This window comes from Pseudomonas sp. Mb7 (assembly GCF_054790525.1).
The window spans coordinates 1326481-1345165 of the sequence record NZ_CP186501.1 but is presented as its reverse complement, the minus strand read 5'-3'; the positions used below and the strand labels follow the sequence as shown (position 1 = coordinate 1345165).

Annotated in this window: 20 protein-coding genes; 15 read left to right on the top strand and 5 right to left on the bottom strand. The window is 59.3% G+C overall.

Annotated features, from left to right (window positions below; translation table 11 throughout):
• Positions 1–231: 231 nt before the first annotated feature.
• The 6 genes from ccoN to ACOYXH_RS06165 all read left to right on the top strand — a co-directional run bounded on the left by ccoN (position 232) and on the right by ACOYXH_RS06165 (position 4655).
• Positions 232–1674 (top strand): cytochrome-c oxidase, cbb3-type subunit I, encoded by a 1443-nt coding sequence (ccoN, locus tag ACOYXH_RS06190; RefSeq protein WP_093431876.1) that lies wholly within the window; start codon positions 232–234, stop codon positions 1672–1674.
• Positions 1674–2282: a cytochrome-c oxidase, cbb3-type subunit II gene (gene ccoO, locus ACOYXH_RS06185; protein WP_095047713.1), complete on the top strand. Its 609-nt coding sequence runs from the start codon at positions 1674–1676 to the stop codon at positions 2280–2282. Before ccoN ends, ccoO begins: the two co-directional genes overlap by 1 nt.
• A 5-nt stretch (positions 2283–2287) precedes the next feature.
• Positions 2288–2473 carry a CcoQ/FixQ family Cbb3-type cytochrome c oxidase assembly chaperone gene (locus tag ACOYXH_RS06180; RefSeq protein ID WP_003175465.1) on the top strand — a complete coding sequence of 62 codons (186 nt, stop codon included), beginning with the start codon at positions 2288–2290 and terminating at the stop codon, positions 2471–2473.
• Positions 2470–3453, top strand: coding sequence for a cytochrome-c oxidase, cbb3-type subunit III (ccoP, locus tag ACOYXH_RS06175; protein WP_093431872.1), 984 nt, complete (start codon positions 2470–2472; stop codon positions 3451–3453). The genes ACOYXH_RS06180 and ccoP overlap by 4 nt, the downstream gene beginning before the upstream one ends.
• A 528-nt stretch (positions 3454–3981) precedes the next feature.
• Positions 3982–4236, top strand: a complete 255-nt coding sequence (locus ACOYXH_RS06170; RefSeq protein ID WP_177409224.1) for a type II toxin-antitoxin system Phd/YefM family antitoxin — start codon at positions 3982–3984, stop codon at positions 4234–4236.
• On the top strand, positions 4236–4655 hold the full coding sequence (locus ACOYXH_RS06165) for a type II toxin-antitoxin system VapC family toxin (protein ID WP_095047715.1): 420 nt from the start codon (positions 4236–4238) through the stop codon (positions 4653–4655). Before ACOYXH_RS06170 ends, ACOYXH_RS06165 begins: the two co-directional genes overlap by 1 nt.
• A 38-nt stretch (positions 4656–4693) precedes the next feature.
• On the opposite strand, the gene ACOYXH_RS06160 is transcribed toward ACOYXH_RS06165, so the two are convergent.
• Positions 4694–5698, bottom strand: a complete 1005-nt coding sequence (locus tag ACOYXH_RS06160; RefSeq protein ID WP_460063754.1) for a metallophosphoesterase family protein — start codon at positions 5696–5698, stop codon at positions 4694–4696.
• Between the two features lie 270 nt (positions 5699–5968).
• Between ACOYXH_RS06160 and ACOYXH_RS06155 the strand changes: the two genes are divergently transcribed.
• The 7 genes from ACOYXH_RS06155 to hemN all read left to right on the top strand — a co-directional run bounded on the left by ACOYXH_RS06155 (position 5969) and on the right by hemN (position 13518).
• Positions 5969–6286 (top strand): hypothetical protein, encoded by a 318-nt coding sequence (locus ACOYXH_RS06155; RefSeq protein ID WP_141231782.1) that lies wholly within the window; start codon positions 5969–5971, stop codon positions 6284–6286.
• Positions 6286–7701 (top strand): cytochrome c oxidase accessory protein CcoG, encoded by a 1416-nt coding sequence (ccoG, locus tag ACOYXH_RS06150; protein WP_095047717.1) that lies wholly within the window; start codon positions 6286–6288, stop codon positions 7699–7701. Before ACOYXH_RS06155 ends, ccoG begins: the two co-directional genes overlap by 1 nt.
• Before the next feature lie 11 nt (positions 7702–7712).
• Positions 7713–8252: a FixH family protein gene (locus ACOYXH_RS06145; protein ID WP_095047718.1), complete on the top strand. Its 540-nt coding sequence runs from the start codon at positions 7713–7715 to the stop codon at positions 8250–8252.
• A gap of 319 nt (positions 8253–8571) precedes the next feature.
• Entirely contained in the window at positions 8572–11022 is a 2451-nt protein-coding gene (locus ACOYXH_RS06140; RefSeq protein WP_095047719.1) for a heavy metal translocating P-type ATPase, read from the top strand.
• A gap of 24 nt (positions 11023–11046) precedes the next feature.
• Entirely contained in the window at positions 11047–11259 is a 213-nt protein-coding gene (gene ccoS / locus ACOYXH_RS06135; RefSeq protein ID WP_093431851.1) for a cbb3-type cytochrome oxidase assembly protein CcoS, read from the top strand.
• Positions 11252–11935, top strand: a complete 684-nt coding sequence (locus ACOYXH_RS06130; protein ID WP_016984739.1) for a sulfite exporter TauE/SafE family protein — start codon at positions 11252–11254, stop codon at positions 11933–11935. Before ccoS ends, ACOYXH_RS06130 begins: the two co-directional genes overlap by 8 nt.
• Before the next feature lie 200 nt (positions 11936–12135).
• Positions 12136–13518 (top strand): oxygen-independent coproporphyrinogen III oxidase, encoded by a 1383-nt coding sequence (hemN, locus tag ACOYXH_RS06125; protein WP_427119604.1) that lies wholly within the window; start codon positions 12136–12138, stop codon positions 13516–13518.
• Here the strand turns inward: hemN and ACOYXH_RS06120 are convergent.
• Complete coding sequence (locus ACOYXH_RS06120; RefSeq protein ID WP_095047721.1) at positions 13515–13997, bottom strand: hypothetical protein; 483 nt, start codon at positions 13995–13997, stop codon at positions 13515–13517. The two genes, hemN and ACOYXH_RS06120, sit on opposite strands and share 4 nt — an antisense overlap.
• Before the next feature lie 154 nt (positions 13998–14151).
• Between ACOYXH_RS06120 and fnr the strand changes: the two genes are divergently transcribed.
• Positions 14152–14886, top strand: coding sequence for a fumarate/nitrate reduction transcriptional regulator Fnr (gene fnr / locus ACOYXH_RS06115; protein ID WP_007918332.1), 735 nt, complete (start codon positions 14152–14154; stop codon positions 14884–14886).
• Positions 14887–14964: 78 nt separating this feature from the next.
• The gene (locus tag ACOYXH_RS06110) at positions 14965–15513 is read left to right on the top strand and encodes an adenine phosphoribosyltransferase (protein ID WP_007918333.1); all 549 of its coding nucleotides are present in this window, start codon (positions 14965–14967) and stop codon (positions 15511–15513) included.
• 90 nt (positions 15514–15603) lie between these two features.
• Here ACOYXH_RS06110 and ACOYXH_RS06105 read toward each other — a convergent pair whose 3' ends face one another.
• The 3 genes from ACOYXH_RS06105 to ACOYXH_RS06095 form a co-directional block, all read right to left on the bottom strand.
• The gene (locus tag ACOYXH_RS06105) at positions 15604–16752 is read right to left on the bottom strand and encodes an acyl-CoA dehydrogenase family protein (protein WP_449122654.1); all 1149 of its coding nucleotides are present in this window, start codon (positions 16750–16752) and stop codon (positions 15604–15606) included.
• A gap of 157 nt (positions 16753–16909) precedes the next feature.
• Positions 16910–17512 (bottom strand): recombination mediator RecR, encoded by a 603-nt coding sequence (recR, locus tag ACOYXH_RS06100; protein ID WP_007918335.1) that lies wholly within the window; start codon positions 17510–17512, stop codon positions 16910–16912.
• A 66-nt stretch (positions 17513–17578) separates the two neighbouring features.
• On the bottom strand, positions 17579–18613 hold the full coding sequence (locus ACOYXH_RS06095; protein ID WP_095047723.1) for an NADP-dependent oxidoreductase: 1035 nt from the start codon (positions 18611–18613) through the stop codon (positions 17579–17581).
• Positions 18614–18685 lie beyond the last annotated feature (72 nt).

Genomic DNA, 18685 nt, shown 5'->3' with positions numbered 1-18685 from the left:
TGAGCGTTTGAACACACCCCGTTACAAGCGACCTGAACCCCTCGCTTTTTTCGTCCGCTGCGACATTTTGTCCGAGGCCAATTTTGTCCTTACGCGGCGCATGGAAAGGCCGCAGAATCAGCGTTGGAAAGCATTGACCCAGGTCATGGCGCGTTGCAATGACCCCCTGCTCTCTGCATACTTGCGGCCGATTTTAATCCTAATAAAACACCCAAACCGTGGAACCTTAGAATGAGCACAGCAATCAGTCCGACTGCTTATAACTATAAGGTAGTCCGCCAGTTCGCCATCATGACGGTGGTCTGGGGGATCCTTGGCATGGGGCTCGGTGTCTTCATCGCCTCGCAACTGGTTTGGCCGGAGTTGAACTTCGGTCTGCCGTGGACGAGCTTTGGACGCCTGCGCCCGTTGCACACAAACCTGGTGATTTTCGCCTTCGGTGGTTGTGCACTGTTTGCCACTTCCTACTATGTCGTGCAGCGAACCTGCCAGACGCGACTGATTTCCGATAGCCTCGCGGCCTTCACCTTCTGGGGCTGGCAAGCGGTGATCGTCGGCGCAATCATTACCTTGCCGCTGGGTTACACCACCACCAAGGAATACGCGGAACTGGAATGGCCACTGGCTATTCTGCTGGCGATTGTCTGGGTCACCTACGGTCTGGTGTTCTTCGGCACCATCACCAAGCGCAAAACCAAGCACATTTATGTGGGTAACTGGTTCTACGGCGCGTTCATCGTCGTCACGGCGATGCTGCACATCGTCAACCACGCCTCCCTGCCGGTGAGCTTCTTCAAGTCCTACTCCGCCTACTCCGGCGCGACCGATGCGATGATCCAGTGGTGGTACGGCCACAACGCGGTGGGCTTCTTCCTGACCACCGGTTTCCTCGGGATGATGTACTACTTCGTGCCGAAACAGGCCGAGCGTCCGATCTACTCCTATCGCCTGTCGATCGTGCACTTCTGGGCGCTGATCACCCTGTACATCTGGGCCGGTCCGCACCACCTGCACTACACCGCACTGCCGGATTGGGCACAATCGCTGGGCATGGCGATGTCGATCATCCTTCTGGCGCCAAGCTGGGGCGGCATGATCAACGGCATGATGACCCTGTCGGGCGCCTGGCATAAGCTGCGCACCGACCCGATCCTGCGCTTCCTCGTGGTCTCGTTGGCGTTCTACGGCATGTCGACCTTCGAAGGGCCGATGATGGCGATCAAGACCGTCAACTCGCTCTCGCACTACACCGACTGGACCATTGGCCACGTACACGCTGGCGCTCTCGGCTGGGTAGCGATGATCTCGATCGGCGCGATCTACCACATGATCCCGCGCCTGTTCGGCCGTGCGCAGATGCACAGTGTCGGCCTGATCAACGCGCACTTCTGGCTCGCGACCATCGGCACCGTGCTCTACATCGCTTCGATGTGGGTCAACGGCATCACGCAGGGCCTGATGTGGCGTGCAATCAACGACGACGGCACCCTCACCTACTCGTTCGTTGAAGCGCTGCAAGCCAGCCACCCGGGCTACATCGTTCGCGCCTTGGGCGGTGCTTTCTTCGCCAGCGGCATGTTCCTGATGGCTTACAACGTCTGGCGCACCGTGCGCGCCTCGAACCCGGCTGAAGCCGAAGCCGCTGCCCAGATCGCTGTCGTTGGAGCTCACTGATGAAGCATGAAGCTGTCGAGAAGAATATTGGCCTGCTGGCCTTCTTCATGGTCATCGCCGTCAGCGTTGGCGGCCTGACCCAAATCGTTCCGCTGTTTTTCCAGGACGTCACCAATAAGCCGGTCGAAGGCATGAAGCCGCGTTCGGCGCTGGAACTGGAAGGCCGCGACGTTTACATCGCCAACGGCTGTGTCGGCTGCCACTCGCAGATGATCCGTCCGTTCCGTGCCGAAACCGAACGCTATGGGCACTACTCGGTCGCCGGTGAAAGCGTCTGGGATCACCCGTTCCTGTGGGGTTCCAAACGTACCGGGCCAGATCTGGCCCGTGTTGGCGGTCGTTACTCCGATGACTGGCAGCGTGCGCACTTGTACAACCCGCGCAACGTCGTGCCTGAGTCGAAAATGCCGGCTTACCCGTTCCTCGTAGAAAACAAGCTCGACGGCAAAGACACTGCCAAGAAAATGGAAGTGTTGCGCACGCTCGGCGTTCCTTACACCGACGAAGACATCGCCGGGGCCAAGGATGCCGTGAAGGGCAAAACCGAAATGGACGCGCTGGTGGCCTATCTGCAAGGCCTGGGCACCATCATCAAAAGCAAACGGTGATCTAGATGGATATCGGGATGATTCGTGGCCTGGGCACCGTTGTCGTGATGGTGGCCTTCATCGGTCTGGCGTTGTGGGTGTTCAGCCCCAAGCGCAAGTCGGAGTTTGAAGACGCGACCTTGTTGCCTTTTGCGGATGATCCCGAAGCCATCAAGCACGTCGAGCAAGCTTCTAGGAGTAACAAAGAATGACTACATTCTGGAGTCTGTACGTCACAGTCCTCAGTCTCGGTACGATCTTTTCCCTGACCTGGCTGCTGCTGTCGACCCGCAAGGGCCAGCGCAGCGAACAGACGGACGAGACGGTCGGGCACTCCTTCGACGGGATCGAGGAGTACGACAACCCACTGCCGAAATGGTGGTTCATGCTGTTTGTCGGCACCATCATTTTTGCCTTGGGTTACCTGGTGCTGTACCCGGGCCTGGGCAACTGGAAAGGCCTGCTGCCGGGCTACAACTACCTCGATAACGACAAGCAGACCGCGTTCGCCAATGGCCAGACCGGCTGGACCGGCGTGCACGAGTGGGAAAAGGAAATGGCCCGCTCGGACGCCAAGTTCGGTCCGATCTTCGCCAAGTTCGCTGCCATGCCAATCGAAGAAGTGGCCAAGGATCCGCAAGCACTGAAGATGGGTGGCCGTTTGTTCGCCTCCAACTGCTCGGTGTGCCACGGTTCCGACGCCAAGGGTGCCTACGGTTTCCCTAACCTGACCGACGCCGACTGGCGCTGGGGCGGCGAGCCGGAAACCATCAAGACCACCATCATGGGCGGTCGTCACGCGGTGATGCCGGCCTGGGCTGAAGTGATTGGTGAGCAAGGCGTTGCCGACGTGGCAGCGTTTGTCGTGACCAACCTGGATGGCCGCAAACTGCCGGAAGGCACCAAGGCTGACCCGGCTAACGGCGGTAAACTGTTTGCCGCCAATTGCGTGGCCTGCCACGGTCCGGCCGGCAAAGGCACCCCCGCCATGGGCGCGCCTGACCTGACCCACCCGGGTGCGTTCATCTACGGTTCGAGCTTCGCGCAACTGCAGCAGACCATCCGTTACGGCCGTCAGGGCCAGATGCCTGCGCAGGAACAACTGCAAGGCAACGACAAGGTGCACCTGCTGGCGGCATATGTTTACAGCCTGTCCCACGGTGAAAAAGCACCGGAAGCGAACGCCGAGTAAGGCCAGCGCTTGAAGTACAAAAGGCCCCGCCAATGTTGATTGGCGGGGCCTTTTTTCATGCTGGCATTCATGCCTTGAAACGTTTGCTCAATAGACCTGAGGAAAGCTGCCCTGTAGGTTTTTCTCACCCCGATGAGCAGCATCGGGTCAACCTTCAAGGATGAAGCCTACATGTCAAAAAATGACCAAAACACATTGCCAAAACGTTTGCAGCCCCGCCCTGTTCATCACGCAACGCCGCTAAAAACGCCTGCTGCGCCGGCACGCTCAACATCGCCAGACACCATGGACCCTCCAGGTAACGGTGGCGGTCTGGACGGTCTCGGCGGCGGCCGATTGCTCTGAAAAAGCAGCAGAACACAGCGAAAATTCGCCCGATATCCTGCGCCCCTGCCCGTTGGCAGGGGCGCTCTGGCTGGTGCCGTTATGACAGTGATAAACCGATCGTCCGCAACCCACCTTTCCGATTGCCGGAAAAACCTCAACGTAGTAACGTTTCTACACCAGAATCACCGGAGGCCGAACATGATGGCCATCACGACCATTTCCAGCCGCGAATTCAACCAGGACACCAGTGCTGCCAAAAAAGCCGCGCATCAGGGCCCGGTCATCATTACCGATCGTGGCAAGCCTGCCCATGTACTGCTGTGCATCGAGGAATACCAGAAACTGACCGGTACCCAGACCAGCATCGTCGATCTGCTGGTCATGCCGAATGCGCCTGATATCGAATTCGAACCCGAGCGCGCCGTCATCACTCCTCGCAGCGTGGACCTGTCCTGATGTTTCTACTGGATACCAATGTAGTTTCCGAACTGCGAAAACCCCAGGCCGACAAGCAGGTGGTGACATGGGCAAACAGCGTCGCCCCGGCCAGCCTGTATTTATCGGCCATCACTGTGCTGGAGCTGGAAACCGGCATTCTGCGTATCGAACGCCGCGACCCGCCACAAGGAGGGATGCTGCGCAACTGGCTCGAGCGTCATGTCAAACCCGCATTCTCGGGAAGAATCCTCTCGGTCGATAGCACCGTCGCTAGCCGATGCGCACAGCTGCACGTGCCTGATCGCAGCAATGAATGCGACGCTTTGATCGCCGCCACCGCGCTTGTTCATGGGCTGACGCTGGTCACCCGTAATGTTGCCGATTTCCAACTCAGCGGCGTTCATCTGATCAATCCATGGAACGCTGCCAATCACTGATCGTCCAAAGCCCCGCCTAATCACTGGCGGGGCTTTTTTTATGGGCGCTTGGCGAAGATTGAATGCACCGGCGTCGTATCGATCAGCGTTCGATTGCGCCACTGATTGTTCTTCACCAGATAGACCTGCAACTGCTTGCGGTCCTCGGTGAAACTGGCAATCAGATAGGTTTGCTGAGACGTACTGCCACTCAGGTAGATGGGTACGCTACCCTCCCAATAAGCATCACCTCCATCCTTATGCAAATGGCCGGCAAAGATCGCCGTCACTTGATATTTATTGACCATATCGGTGAAGCGTTTCTGTTGCGCCTGGGTCCCCTGGTGGCGCAACGGTTTATGCATATTGATGATGATGGCGTACCCCGAGGCTCGCGCCAGTCTGAGGTCCGTCTCGAGCCAGTCGAGCGCATCGTTGATTTCAAATGTCGTCGGGTTCAATGGATGAGCAATCCGGGTGGTATACGTCGGTTCGTTATTGAGTTGAACCATATGAACTTCGCCGATGTTTTTTGAATAGGCGAGACTGCCAGAGTACTTTTTACTGAGAAACCCACTGGTGATTTTCAGATCAAAGCTGTCGACTTTACCCTCATGGTGCTCTTTGAACTCGACGATACTTCCCGCTGCACAGCTATTACTAAAACAATCATCAACATTGTTTTCATAATCGTGATTACCCAAGCCATACAAATACTCACCTTTGAAGTGCTTGGTCAGTAAATCCTTCATGAACGAACGCTGCCAGCCATGACCAAAAGCGGTTATATCGCCATTGATCATCAAAGGCACCTGGGCTTGAGAGCCGTCCTGATTTCTGAACTCGGCAATACTCCCAAGCTGAGTATCAACCAGCCATTTCGAACGAACATCGAATTCGGCGTCGGATTCCGGCTCCCGGTCATCAGTCTTGTCGGTCCAGGGATATTGAGTATCCGAGGCAAAAACCATGTGTTTCGGTGTTCCGCTTATAGCCTGCGCCGATACAACCGTCGCCCACAAACAAACACCCAGCACAACGCTTGCAAACTTGTTAAAAGCCATACATTAAATTCCGTTTAAATTAATCAATCAGACGCAAACTTTTCGCGCAAACAGAACTTATTCGAAAAAACAGAAAACTTCAAAGCACTCATAAAGAACAATCAATTGGATTTATTTCAGAGGCACTAACCGCACAACTTGAATAACCTGCAGAGCACTGAAAATAAACATGACAAGTTCCATTCAACCTGGCGTGGTCCACGCAAAACCACATTCAAAGTTTTCTTTCAGGACAGACACGCGTCGAGTTGTGCAAAGGAAACCCTGAACGTGACGCCATTCGTGCGTGCGTCCAATCTGACCAGGCTTTTTTATGAAACTCGCAATGACCGCAGCGGCGGACTGTTCTCCCGTGGAAACAATGAATTAGCCCTCAAGCCAAAACCGTCCATACTCAACAAGTCAATTGACCTGCATCATGCTTTGCTGCATTCGCTACACCATTCAGGTTTTTTACCCAACGCGACCAAAGGTCGCACCCTTGAGCCAGAGCGACCGGCGTATCATTGCGCCACTGCAACACCCCTTTCTGACCTGGGTTGGCACGTATCGACCGAGGCATTTTTCCACTGCCGTGGGATGCAATGATGAGCAACCAGATTCCGGTACACGACGTCACACCACCGAGCAAAAACGCGAACAACAGCGTTGACCTTTACGCCTCTCGAGAAAAAATCTACACCCGTGCTTTCACTGGCCTGTTCCGCAATCTGCGGATGATGGGCGGTGCGGCATTGTTTCTGCTGTATTTCGGTACGGTGTGGCTGAACTGGGGCGGTCATCAGGCCGTGTGGTGGAACCTGCCGGAGCGCAAGTTCTTCATCTTCGGCGCCACTTTCTGGCCACAGGATTTCATTCTGCTCTCGGGCCTGTTGATCATTGCCGCGTTCGGCCTGTTCTTCATTACCGTGTACGCCGGCCGGGTCTGGTGCGGCTACACCTGTCCGCAAAGTGTGTGGACGTGGATTTTCATGTGGTGCGAGAAGGTCACCGAAGGCGACCGTAATCAGCGCATCAAGCTCGACAAGGCGCCGATGAGCGCCAACAAATTCGCGCGCAAACTCGCCAAACACGCGCTGTGGCTGTTGATCGGTTTTGTCACCGGCATGACCTTCGTTGGCTACTTCTCGCCGATCCGTGAACTGGTCTTCGAATTCTTCACCGGCCAGGCCGATGGCTGGTCGTATTTCTGGGTCGGCTTCTTCACCCTCGCCACTTACGGCAACGCCGGTTGGCTGCGTGAGCAGGTGTGCATTTACATGTGCCCGTACGCACGCTTCCAGAGCGTGATGTTCGACAAGGACACGCTGATCGTCTCCTACGACCCGCGTCGCGGCGAAAGCCGTGGCCCGCGCAAGAAAGGCGTCGATTACAAGGCCCAGGGCCTGGGCGATTGCATCGATTGCACCATGTGCGTTCAGGTGTGCCCGACCGGCATCGACATCCGCGACGGTCTGCAGATCGAGTGCATTGGCTGCGCGGCCTGCATCGACGCCTGCGACAGCATCATGGACAAGATGGATTACCCGCGCGGGCTGATCAGCTACACCACCGAACACAACCTGTCCGGGCAGAAAACCCATAAACTGCGGCCACGCCTGATCGGCTATGCCGTAGTGTTGCTGGCGATGATCAGCCTGTTGGTCACTGCATTCGTGATGCGCTCGCTGGTTGGCTTCGACGTCAGCAAGGACCGCGTGCTATACCGCGAAAACGCCGAAGGCCGGATCGAAAACGTCTACAGCCTGAAGATCATGAACAAGGATCAGCGCGACCACACTTACGTGCTGGAAGCCGCCGGCCTGCCCGACCTGCGCCTGCAAGGCAAACGCGAGATCAAAGTCGCGGCCGGCGACATCGTCAGCATGCCGGTCGAGTTGTCGAGCGCACCGGAGCAACTGCCATCGAGCACCAATGAGGTGAAATTCCTCCTCAAGGATGCCGATGACGACAGCGTCCACGTTGAAGCCAAGAGCCGATTCATCGGCCCACAAATCCGTTGAGAGAACTGAACATGCCCGCAGCAAACGCCGCAAGTCCCTGGTACAAGCACCTTTGGCCATGGATCATCATCGGGATTCTGGCCTGTTCGGTGACCCTGACTCTGTCCATGGTGACCATTGCGGTGAATAACCCGGACAACCTCGTCAACGACAACTACTACGAGGCCGGCAAAGGCATCAACCGTTCGCTGGACCGTGAGCTGTTGGCACAGACTCTGAAGATGCGCGCCGCTGTGCATCTGGATGACGTGACCGGTGAAGTTGATCTGCGTTTAAGCGGTGACAGTCAGCCAAAGACTCTGGAGCTGAACCTGATTTCACCGACGCAGCCGGAGAAGGATCGCAAGATTGTCCTGACCCGCAGCGAGACCGAAACCGGGCGTTACATCGGCCAATTGGGTGACAAAGTTGAAGGTCGCCGGTTTGTCGAGTTGCTGGGCACTCAGGATGATCACGTCTGGCGGATGTTCGAGGAAGAATTGGTTAACCATGACAAGGATCTGCTGCTGGGTGATGAACCGCTGCAAGGTGCCGAAGACTTGAAGAAGTAAACAACTTCAAAAGCCCCCTCACCCTAGCCCTCTCCCCCTGGAGAGGGAACTGATCTCGAGCGTTTGCACGTTTTGTGTATGACAGTGAAAATCCAGGCGACTGAGCCTGTTTTCAGGCTCACACCGATCGGCTCCTTCTCCCTCCGGGAGAGGGGACTGATCTAGAGCGTTTGCACGTTTTGTGTATGACAGTAAAGATCCAGCCGACTGAACCAGTTTTTCCGGCTCACACCGATCGGCTCCCTCTCCCTCTTGGAGAGGGCTGGGGTGAGGGCAAGCGGACAACCCCAATGCAAGGGCTTACCCCCTCAACGATGCCATGACCACCCCACTCCCCTGCTATCACTGCGCCCTGCCGGTCCCGTCCGGCAGCCGCTTCACTGCCGTCGTACTCGGGCAATCCCGCGAATTCTGCTGCCCGGGCTGTCAGGCGGTGGCCGAAGCCATCGTCGCCGGCGGTCTGGAAAGCTATTACCAACACCGCAGCGAAGCCTCGGCCAACCCCGAAGCATTGCCGGTGCAATTGGTCGATGAACTGGCCCTGTACGACCGCGCCGATGTGCAGCAACCCTTCGTCCGCCACGAAGGCGATCTGGCCGAAACCACCCTGTTGATGGAAGGCATCAGTTGTGCCGCCTGCGGCTGGCTGATCGAAAAACACCTGCGCACGCTGCCCGCCGTGGCCGAGGCGCGGCTGAACCTGTCCAACCATCGCCTGCATGTGCGCTGGGCCGACGCGCAATTGCCGCTGAGCCAAGTGCTCGCCGAACTGCGCCACATCGGCTACGCCGCCCACCCGTATCAGGCCGATCGCGCCAGCGAACAACTGGCCAGCGAAAACCGTCTGGCCCTGCGCCAACTCGGTGTCGCCGGTCTGCTGTGGTTCCAGGCGATGATGGCGACCATGGCCACCTGGCCGGAATTCAACATCGACCTCAGCCCCGAACTGCACACGATCCTGCGCTGGGTCGCGCTGTTCCTGACCACACCGATCGTGTTCTACAGCTGCGCGCCGTTCTTCAAAGGCGCGATGCGCGATCTGCGCACACGCCACCTGACCATGGATGTCTCGGTGTCGCTGGCGATCGGCAGTGCTTACATTGCCGGGATCTGGACCTCGATCACCGGGGTCGGCGAGTTGTATTTCGACGCGGTGGGGATGTTTGCGTTGTTCCTGCTTGCCGGCCGCTATCTCGAACGCCGTGCCCGCGAACGCACCGCTGCCGCCACCGCGCAATTGGTCAATCTATTGCCTGCCTCTTGCCTGCGCCTTGATGCAGCCGGCCAGAGCGAACGCATCCTGCTCAGCGAACTGCGCCTCGGCGAGCGGATTCTGGTGCAGGCCGGCTCGATTCTGCCGGCGGACGGCAAGATCATCGACGGCCAATCGAGCATCGACGAATCGCTGCTCACCGGAGAATACCTGCCGCAACCGCGTACCCTCGGCGACACGGTCACTGCCGGCACGCTCAATGTCGAAGGCGCGTTGACCGTGGAAGTTCAGGCGCTGGGCCAAGACACGCGCCTGTCGGCCATCGTCCGTCTGCTCGACCGCGCCCAAGCGGAAAAACCGCGACTGGCGGAAATCGCCGACCGCGCCGCGCAATGGTTTTTGCTGTTATCACTGATTGCCGCCGCGGCCATCGGCCTGCTCTGGTGGGAGCTGGATTCATCGCGCGCATTCTGGATCGTCCTCGCCATGCTCGTTGCGACCTGCCCGTGCGCGCTGTCGCTGGCAACACCGACCGCGCTCACCGCAGCCACCGGGACATTGCACAAACTCGGTTTGCTGCTGACCCGTGGTCACGTGCTGGAAGGCTTGAATCAAATCGACACGGTGATCTTCGACAAGACCGGCACCCTCACCGAAGGCCGACTGGTGCTGCGCTCGATTCGCCCGCTCGGCGCGCGCGACAGCGATGAATGCCTGAGCCTTGCCGCCGCACTGGAAAACCGTTCGGAACATCCGATTGCCCGCGCCTTCGGCCGTGCGCCGCTGGCCGCTGAAGAAGTCCACAGCACGCCGGGGCTTGGCCTCGAAGGCTTGGTGGGCGGACAGCGTTTGCGCATCGGCCAGGCAGAATTTGTCTGCGCCCTCAGCGGTGCGAACGTGCCCGGCATGCCGAACGAGGCCGGCCAATGGCTGCTGCTCGGCGACGCTCAGGGGCCGCTGGCGTGGTTCGTCCTCGACGATCGCTTGCGTGACGACGCCCCCGCCCTGCTCGCCGCGTGCAAGGCGCGCGGCTGGCGCACATTGCTGTTGTCGGGCGACAGCTCGCCGATGGTCGCCAGTGTGGCGGCAGAACTCGGCATCGACGAGGCTCGCGGTGGTCTGCGCCCGGACGACAAGCTGCAAGTCCTGCAACAGTTGCACAAGGAAGGTCGCAAAGTGCTGATGCTCGGCGATGGCGTCAATGACGTGCCGGTACTCGCCGCGGCCGACATCAGTGTCGCCATGGGTTCGGCCACCGATCTGGCGAAAACCAGTGCTGATGCGGTGCTGCTGTCCAACCGACTCGACGCGCTGGTCCAGGCTTTCACGCTGGCGCGCCGCACCCGTCGGGTCATCATCGAGAACCTGCTGTGGGCGGCGCTGTACAATGGCCTCATGTTGCCGTTCGCCGCCCTCGGCTGGATCACGCCGGTGTGGGCCGCCGTCGGCATGTCGATCAGTTCGTTGACCGTGGTGCTCAATGCCTTGCGTCTGACTCGCCTGCCGAGTCCGCCGCCCGCCAGCACCCGATCGCAAACCCGCCCGCTGCCGGCCTGAGCCGCGCGGGCACCTGGAGTACAGATGCCAGCTCTCTACGTGATGATCCCGGCCGCCCTGCTGATCGTGGCCATCGCCGTTTACATCTTTTTCTGGGCGGTGGACAGCGGTCAGTACGACGACCTCGACGGCCCGGCGCACAGCATCCTGTTCGATGATCAGGACCCGAACCACACCGCCGCCGTGGACGAAGCCAACCCCGACAAACCGGACGACAAGGCCCCACCTCATGCTTGAACTGGCGCCCTTGCTGGTATCGGCATTGATCCTCGGCCTACTCGGTGGCGGTCATTGCCTGGGCATGTGCGGCGGTTTGATGGGCGCGCTGACCCTGGCGATTCCCAAGGAACAGCGCAGCCGGCGTTTCCGCTTGTTGCTGGCGTATAACCTTGGGCGGATTCTCAGTTATGCCACGGCTGGTTTGTTGATCGGTCTGGCCGGATGGGCTGTCGCCAACAGTCCGGCCGCGCTGTTCATGCGCGTGCTGGCTGGATTGCTACTGATCGCCATGGGTTTGTATCTGGCCGGATGGTGGAGCGGGCTGACGCGCATTGAAAGTCTTGGACGCGGTTTGTGGCGCTACATTCAGCCGGTGGCCAACCGCTTGCTGCCGGTGTCGAGTCTGCCTAGGGCTCTATTGCTTGGCGCGTTGTGGGGCTGGCTGCCCTGCGGACTGGTTTACAGCACGTTGCTGTGGTCGGCGAGTCAGGGCAATGCGCTGGACAGTGCGTTGTTGATGCTCGCGTTTGGCCTCGGCACCTGGCCGGTATTGCTGGCGACGGGGCTTGCGGCGGAACGCGTGACTGCCATTTTGCGCAAACGCAGCGTGCGCATGGCGGGCGGATTGCTGGTGATCCTGTTCGGGATCTGGACATTACCCGGCCCACATCAGCATTGGCTCATGGGCCATTAGATCGGCGGCGCGGCCTTCGCGAGCAGGCTCGCTCCCACAGGGGATTTGTGTTGCACCACCGATCCAATGTGGGAGCGAGCCTGCTCGCGAAGAGGCCCGCACTAACACCACACCTCTCCCCGTTGATGCAAATCAACAGCGCCACCACCGCCCCCCGATAGACTCGCTCACACTGCCAGCCTATCCGGGGGAATGCCCGCATGCTCGACGCCATTCGTTGGGACTCTGATCTGATCCGCCGCTACGACCTGGCGGGGCCGCGCTACACCTCGTATCCGACGGCCGTGCAATTTCACAGTCAGGTCGGCACCTTCGACCTGTTTCATGCCCTGCGCGACAGCCGCAAGGCCCTGCGCCCGTTGTCTCTCTACGTGCATGTGCCGTTCTGCGCGAACATTTGCTACTACTGCGCCTGCAACAAGGTCATCACCAAGGATCGTGGTCGCGCCCTGCCCTACCTGCAGCGGCTGGAGCAAGAAATCCAGTTGATCGCCTGCCACCTCGACCCGGCCCAGAAAGTCGAGCAACTGCACTTTGGCGGCGGCACGCCGACCTTTCTCAGCCACGACGAGCTGCGCCAATTGATGGCGCACCTGCGCAAGCATTTCAATTTGCTGGATGACGACTCCGGTGATTACGGCATCGAGATCGACCCGCGTGAAGCCGACTGGTCGACCATGGGCCTGCTGCGCGAACTGGGTTTCAACCGGGTCAGCATCGGCCTGCAAGACCTTGATCCGGCGGTGCAGCGCGCGGTCAATCGCCTGCAAAGTCTGGAGGAAACCCGCGCGGTGATCGATGCGGCGCGCACCCTGCAGTTCCGCTCGATCAATATCGACTTGATCTACGGGTTGCCCAAGCAGACCCCGGAAAATTTCGCCCGCACCGTTGAAGAAGTCATCAGCCTGCAACCGGACCGGCTCTCGGTGTTCAACTATGCGCACCTGCCCGAGCGTTTCATGCCGCAGCGACGGATCAATGACAATGAGTTGCCGGCGCCCGCGCAGAAGCTGGAAATGCTTGAGCGCACCATTGAGCAGCTCACCGCCGCCGGCTATCGCTACATCGGCATGGATCACTTCGCCCTGCCCGATGACGAGCTGGCGATTGCTCAGGAAGAAGAAACCCTGCAACGTAACTTCCAGGGTTACACCACTCACGGCCATTGCGACCTGATCGGGTTGGGCGTTTCGGCCATCAGCCAGATCGGCGACCTGTATTGCCAGAACAGCAGCGACCTCAACGAGTACCAGAACACCCTCGCCGCCGCACAACTGGCGACCAGCCGGGGCTTGGTGTGCAACGCCGATGATCGCTTGCGCCGAGCGGTGATCCAGCAGCTGATCTGCAATTTCAGCCTGGAGTTCGCCGCGATCGAGCAGCAGTTCAACATCGATTTTCAGGGCTATTTCGGCGCGCTGTGGCCGCAGTTGCAAGGCATGGCCAGTGATGGCCTGATCGCGCTGGATCGCGAGCGGATCGCCGTGTTGCCGGCGGGTCGTCTGCTGGTGCGCTCGGTGTGCATGGTGTTCGATGCCTACCTGGAACAGCAGAACCGCCAGCGTTTTTCGCGGGTGATTTAGTTTTTCGTCAACAACGAACCGACGCTCAGGTTCTGATCCGCGGTCAACCCGGACTGCCCGACCACTTTGGACAAAGCCAGATTGGCCGTGATCAGACCGGTATTCAACGCGGCGATTGCGCCTCGCAGCGCGGCAGCCTTGATGATCTTTTCTTCGTTGGAAAGGCGCTTGTCGGCCATGACCGCTTCGATGAGTGCCTTTTTCTCGGCAATCTGTTTTTGCAGTTTGCGGATCATCTTCAGCAATTGCTGGATGTTCTCGGGCAGGCCACTGGTCTCGATGTCGCTGTTTTCGCCACCGGCACTGGCGGATTTTGCAATCGATGCACCGGAGAGCGACACTTTGACGCCCTCGACCAAGGTCGGGGTTGCCTCATCGGACGAACCTGGGTTGTGTGCATTGCCGGACGCAACTTTAAACGCTTCCGGCGTTGCCGCAACGTCGCTGCTAGCGGGGCCCAGCGTACCAATGGCGGCCATCGAATCGTTCCTTGTATGCACTTTGATACCTGTTTATCGGCTGCTGGCCCTGTGGCTTTATGGCTGTAGGGCAAAGTCGCCCCAGACTGGCCTGAATGTCCTCCCGTGAGTTACCCTTACGGCTTATGTGTGTTTTCCCACAAGGATCTAAGAAATGTCCGAGCCAGTTAAACTGCGCGCTCACAACCAGGCCCATTGCAAGGATTGCAGCCTGGCCCCTCTCTGCCTGCCACTTTCTTTGAATCTGGAAGACATGGATGCGCTGGACGAAATCGTTAAACGCGGCCGCCCGCTGAAAAAGGGCGAGTTCCTGTTCCGCCAGGGCGACACGTTCGATTCCGTTTATGCAGTACGCTCCGGCGCCCTGAAGACCTTCAGCCTCAGCGACAGCGGCGAAGAGCAACTGACGGGCTTCCACCTGCCAAGCGAACTGGTCGGCCTGTCAGGCATGGACACCGAGAAACACCCGGTCTCCGCCCAAGCATTGGAAACCACATCGGTCTGCGAAATCCCTTTTGAACGTCTCGATGAGCTGGCCCTGCAACTGCCGCAGCTGCGCCGGCAGTTGATGCGCGTCATGAGCCGGGAAATCCGTGACGACCAGCAAATGATGTTGCTGCTGTCGAAAAAAACCGCCGACGAGCGCATCGCTACCTTCCTGGTCAACCTCTCGGCCCGCTTCCGCGCTCGCGGCTTCTCCGCCAACCAGTTCCGCCTGAGCATGTCGCGCAATGAAATCGGTAACTACCTCGGTCTGGCGGTGGAAACCGTGTCCCGGGTCTTCACCCGTTTCCAGCAGAACGAACTGATCGCCGCCGAGGGCAAAGAGATTCACATCCTCGACCCGATCCAGCTCTGCGCGCTGGCCGGTGGCTCGATCGAAGGCTGATCTCGATCCGCGGTTGAGCGAAGCGTTTCAGCCGCGGGTATACTGCGCCGTTTGCAGCCCTGCCAGGACACCTCGACGATGGTCTTCGACTCCTTCGACATCAAATCGCTTATCCGCCCTGTGATCGACTTCCCGAAACCGGGAGTGATCTTTCGCGACATCACCCCGCTGTTTCAGTCGCCAACGGCTCTGCGCCTGGTGATGGACAGTTTCGCCCACCGCTACGTGGAAGCTGATTTCACCCACATTGGCGCGATGGATGCCCGTGGCTTCCTGATCGGCTCGGTGTTGGCCTATCAGTTGAACAAGCCGCTGGTGCTGTTCCGCAAGCAAGGCAAACTGCCGGCGGACGTACTGGCCGAAGGTTACGCAACCGAGTACGGCGAAGCGTTCCTGGAAGTGCACGCCGACAGCCTGTGTGAAGGCGATTCGGTGGTGATGTTCGATGATTTGATTGCCACGGGCGGGACATTGATCGCAGCAGCCAACCTGATTCGCCGCATGGGCGCGCGGGTGCATGAAGCGGCGGCGATTATTGATTTGCCGGAACTGCAAGGTTCGCAGCGTCTTGAGGACATGGGCATCCCGACCTTCTGCCTGACGCAGTTTGCGTTGACCGATAAATAATCAAGATCAAAAGATCGCAGCCTTCGGCAGCTCCTACATTGGAATGTGCGTTTCCCTGTAGGAGCTGCCGAAGGCTACGATCTTTTGCCTTTAAAGCCCCATCTGCTTACTGATGATCTCGTTCATCACCTCCCGCGTCCCGCCGCCAATCGAAAGAATGCGGTTATCCCGATACAGCCGTTCCACCAGACTTTCGCGCATATAACCCAGCCCACCAAGAATCTGCACTGCCTCGGTGGTGATCCGGTCCGAGGTGTCCGTGGCAAAATTCTTCGCCATGGAGATTTCCTTGATCACACTCTGCCCCGCCGCCATCTTCGCCGCTTGCCGGTAAGTAAATTCGCGTGAGACTTCCAGCGCAGTCGCCATCTCGGCGAGGCGATGCTTGATCACCTGAAACTTGCCGATCGGCTTGCCAAACGCCTCGCGCTCGCGCGCCCACTTCAGGCTTTGCTCCAGTGCAAGCTGTGAGGTCATGTTGGCCATCAGCGCCAACGCCAGCCGTTCGCTCTGGAAGTTGCCCATGATGCAGGCGAAGCCCATGTTCTCGGCGCCGATCAGGTTTCCTGCAGGCACGCGGCAATCGTCGAAGAACAACTCAGCCGTGTCCGACGCCCACCAGCCCATTTTTTTCAACTGACGGCCAACGGTGAAGCCCGGCGTACCCTTCTCGATCAGCAGCAGACTGATGCCGCCAAACCCCGGCGCACCGGTGCGCACCGCGACGGTGTAGAAATCGGCGCGCACGCCACTGGTGATAAAGGTTTTGCTGCCGCTGACGCGATAGACATCGCCGTCACGCACGGCGCGGGTTTGCAGGTTGGCGACGTCGGAGCCACCGCCCGGTTCGGTAACCGCCAGCGCGCTGATCTTTTCACCGCTGAGCACCTGTGGCACGACCCGGTCACGTACCTCCGGGCGCGCCCATTTGACGATCGGTGGCAGGCCGATATCCAGCGATCCCAGCCCCGCTACCAGGCCGCCAGAGCCGCAGCGCATCAACTCCTCACTGGCGGCAACCTTGGTGAACAGATCGCCTTCATGGCTGCCTCCAAGCATTTCCGGATAACCGATGCCGAGGATGCCTGCCGCGCCAGCCTTCCGGTACAGCTCGCGGGGGAAACTTTCGGCTTCTTCCCACTGATCAATGTCCGGCAGGATCTCGCGTTCGACGAAACGTCTGACGCTGTCGCGGACCAATTGGTGGCTGGGGTCGAAGTATTCCTGAAAGGCAGGCATGGGCGAGCTCCACGGTAGGGTTCGCCGAACTTAACCGAGCGCTTGCTTGGTTTACAAGATGCAGAAGATCAAAAGATCGCAGCCTTCGGCAGCTCCTACATTGGAAATACGCGTTTCCATGTAGGAGCTGCCGAAGGCTGCGATCTTTTGATTTTTATCAGAGAGAGATGGGTTTACGCCCGGCAAACGAATGCGCCAGCGTGCCGCCATCGACCAGCTCCAGTTCACCACCCAACGGCACGCCGTGGGCAATGCGAGAGGCGATCAGGCCTTTGTTGCTCAACAGCTGAGCAATGTAATGCGCCGTCGCTTCACCTTCCACGGTCGGGTTGGTCGCGAGAATGACTTCGGTAAACGTGCCCGCCTCTTCGATCCGCGTCATCAACTGCGGAATGCCGATCGCCTCAGGCCCCAGGCCATCGAGCGGCGACAAATGCCCCTTGAGCACAAAGTAGCGGCCACGGAAACCGGTCTGCTCGACCGCATACACATCCATCGGCCCTTCCACCACGCACAGCAACGTGTCGTCACGGCGGGTATCGGCGCATTGCGGGCACAGATCGTCTTCGGTCAGCGTGCGGCACTGACGGCAGTGACCGACCCCTTCCATGGCCTGGCTGAGGGCCTGGGCCAGGCGCAAGCCGCCGCTGCGGTCACGCTCGAGCATCTGCAACGCCATGCGCTGGGCGGTCTTCTGACCCACGCCTGGCAAAGTGCGCAAGGCGTCGATCAGTTGGCGAATCAAAGGGCTGAAGCTCATGGGTAAAAAGTCCGACAAAACAACGAGACGCGGTTTATACCCGCGCCTCTGGCCAGCGTCAAATACTCAGTCCTGGGCGACCTTCACCACCAGTTTGCCGAAGTTGCGCCCCTCGAGCAGACCGATAAACGCCTCGGGCGCCTGCTCCAGGCCTTCGACCACGTCCTCGCGGAATTTCACCTTGCCATCGCGTACCCACGGCACCATGTGGCTGATGAACTCCGGCTGACGATCACCGTAGTCGTCGAACACGATGAAGCCCTGAATGCGCACGCGCTTGGTCAGCAGCGTGCGTTGCAGCATCGGCAGGCGATCCGGGCCTTTTGGCGTTTCGGAGGCGTTGTAACCGGCGATCAGACCGCACAGCGGAATGCGCGCCTTGGGGTTGAGCAACGGCACCACGGCATCGAACACATGACCACCGACGTTCTCGTAATAGATGTCGATGCCATCGGGGCAGGCCTTGGCCAATTGCTCGGCAAAATCGGGCGCCTTGTGATCGATGCAGGCATCAAAACCCAACTCTTCGACCACGTACTTGCACTTATCGGCACCGCCGGCCACGCCGACTGCGCGCAGCCCTTTGATCTTGGCCACTTGCCCGACCACCGAACCGACCGCGCCGGACGCAGCAGCCACGACCAATGTTTCGCCCTCTTTTGGCTGGCCGATGTCCATCAGCCCCATGTACGCGGTCATGCCGGGCATGCCCAACACACCCAGCGCCATCGACGGGCTCGGCAACCCGGCCGGGATCGGCATGATGTCACGGCCATCGCTGATGCTGTGGCTCTGCCAACCGGTCGCGCCGACCACCAGATCGCCTTTATGGAATTTCGGATGACGTGAATCCTCGACACGGCTGACCGCGCCGCCGGTCATCACTTCACCGATTTGTACCGGCGCGGCGTAGGACGGTGCGTCGCTCATGCGCCCGCGCATGTAGGGATCGAGGGACAGGTACAGGGTTTTCAACAATACCTGGCCGTCCTGCAGATCCGGCAAGGCTTCGCGTTCGAGGCGGAAGTTTTCCGGGGTCGGCGCACCGACCGGACGTGAGGCGAGGACAAAGCGCTGGTTGAGGGTGAGAGGGTCGGACATGTCAGCGTCTCCTGTGAAGGGTTAATTCAGCGGGTATAGGGAGCAGACCGTTGAAGCTTTTGCGCGTTCGAT

Bases quoted from the DNA above. Each gene is read 5' to 3' on its own strand.
- ccoN (WP_093431876.1), top strand. From the start codon at position 232: ATGAGCACAGCAATCAGTCCGACTGCTTATAACTATAAGGTAGTCCGC.
- ccoO (WP_095047713.1), top strand. From the start codon at position 1,674: ATGAAGCATGAAGCTGTCGAGAAGAATATTGGCCTGCTGGCCTTCTTC.
- ACOYXH_RS06180 (WP_003175465.1), top strand. From the start codon at position 2,288: ATGGATATCGGGATGATTCGTGGCCTGGGCACCGTTGTCGTGATGGTG.
- ccoP (WP_093431872.1), top strand. From the start codon at position 2,470: ATGACTACATTCTGGAGTCTGTACGTCACAGTCCTCAGTCTCGGTACG.
- ACOYXH_RS06170 (WP_177409224.1), top strand. From the start codon at position 3,982: ATGGCCATCACGACCATTTCCAGCCGCGAATTCAACCAGGACACCAGT.
- ACOYXH_RS06165 (WP_095047715.1), top strand. From the start codon at position 4,236: ATGTTTCTACTGGATACCAATGTAGTTTCCGAACTGCGAAAACCCCAG.
- ACOYXH_RS06160 (WP_460063754.1), bottom strand. From the start codon at position 5,698: ATGGCTTTTAACAAGTTTGCAAGCGTTGTGCTGGGTGTTTGTTTGTGG.
- ccoG (WP_095047717.1), top strand. From the start codon at position 6,286: ATGAGCAACCAGATTCCGGTACACGACGTCACACCACCGAGCAAAAAC.
- ACOYXH_RS06145 (WP_095047718.1), top strand. From the start codon at position 7,713: ATGCCCGCAGCAAACGCCGCAAGTCCCTGGTACAAGCACCTTTGGCCA.
- ACOYXH_RS06140 (WP_095047719.1), top strand. From the start codon at position 8,572: ATGACCACCCCACTCCCCTGCTATCACTGCGCCCTGCCGGTCCCGTCC.
- ccoS (WP_093431851.1), top strand. From the start codon at position 11,047: ATGCCAGCTCTCTACGTGATGATCCCGGCCGCCCTGCTGATCGTGGCC.
- ACOYXH_RS06130 (WP_016984739.1), top strand. From the start codon at position 11,252: ATGCTTGAACTGGCGCCCTTGCTGGTATCGGCATTGATCCTCGGCCTA.
- hemN (WP_427119604.1), top strand. From the start codon at position 12,136: ATGCTCGACGCCATTCGTTGGGACTCTGATCTGATCCGCCGCTACGAC.
- ACOYXH_RS06120 (WP_095047721.1), bottom strand. From the start codon at position 13,997: ATGGCCGCCATTGGTACGCTGGGCCCCGCTAGCAGCGACGTTGCGGCA.
- fnr (WP_007918332.1), top strand. From the start codon at position 14,152: ATGTCCGAGCCAGTTAAACTGCGCGCTCACAACCAGGCCCATTGCAAG.
- ACOYXH_RS06110 (WP_007918333.1), top strand. From the start codon at position 14,965: ATGGTCTTCGACTCCTTCGACATCAAATCGCTTATCCGCCCTGTGATC.
- ACOYXH_RS06105 (WP_449122654.1), bottom strand. From the start codon at position 16,752: ATGCCTGCCTTTCAGGAATACTTCGACCCCAGCCACCAATTGGTCCGC.
- recR (WP_007918335.1), bottom strand. From the start codon at position 17,512: ATGAGCTTCAGCCCTTTGATTCGCCAACTGATCGACGCCTTGCGCACT.
- ACOYXH_RS06095 (WP_095047723.1), bottom strand. From the start codon at position 18,613: ATGTCCGACCCTCTCACCCTCAACCAGCGCTTTGTCCTCGCCTCACGT.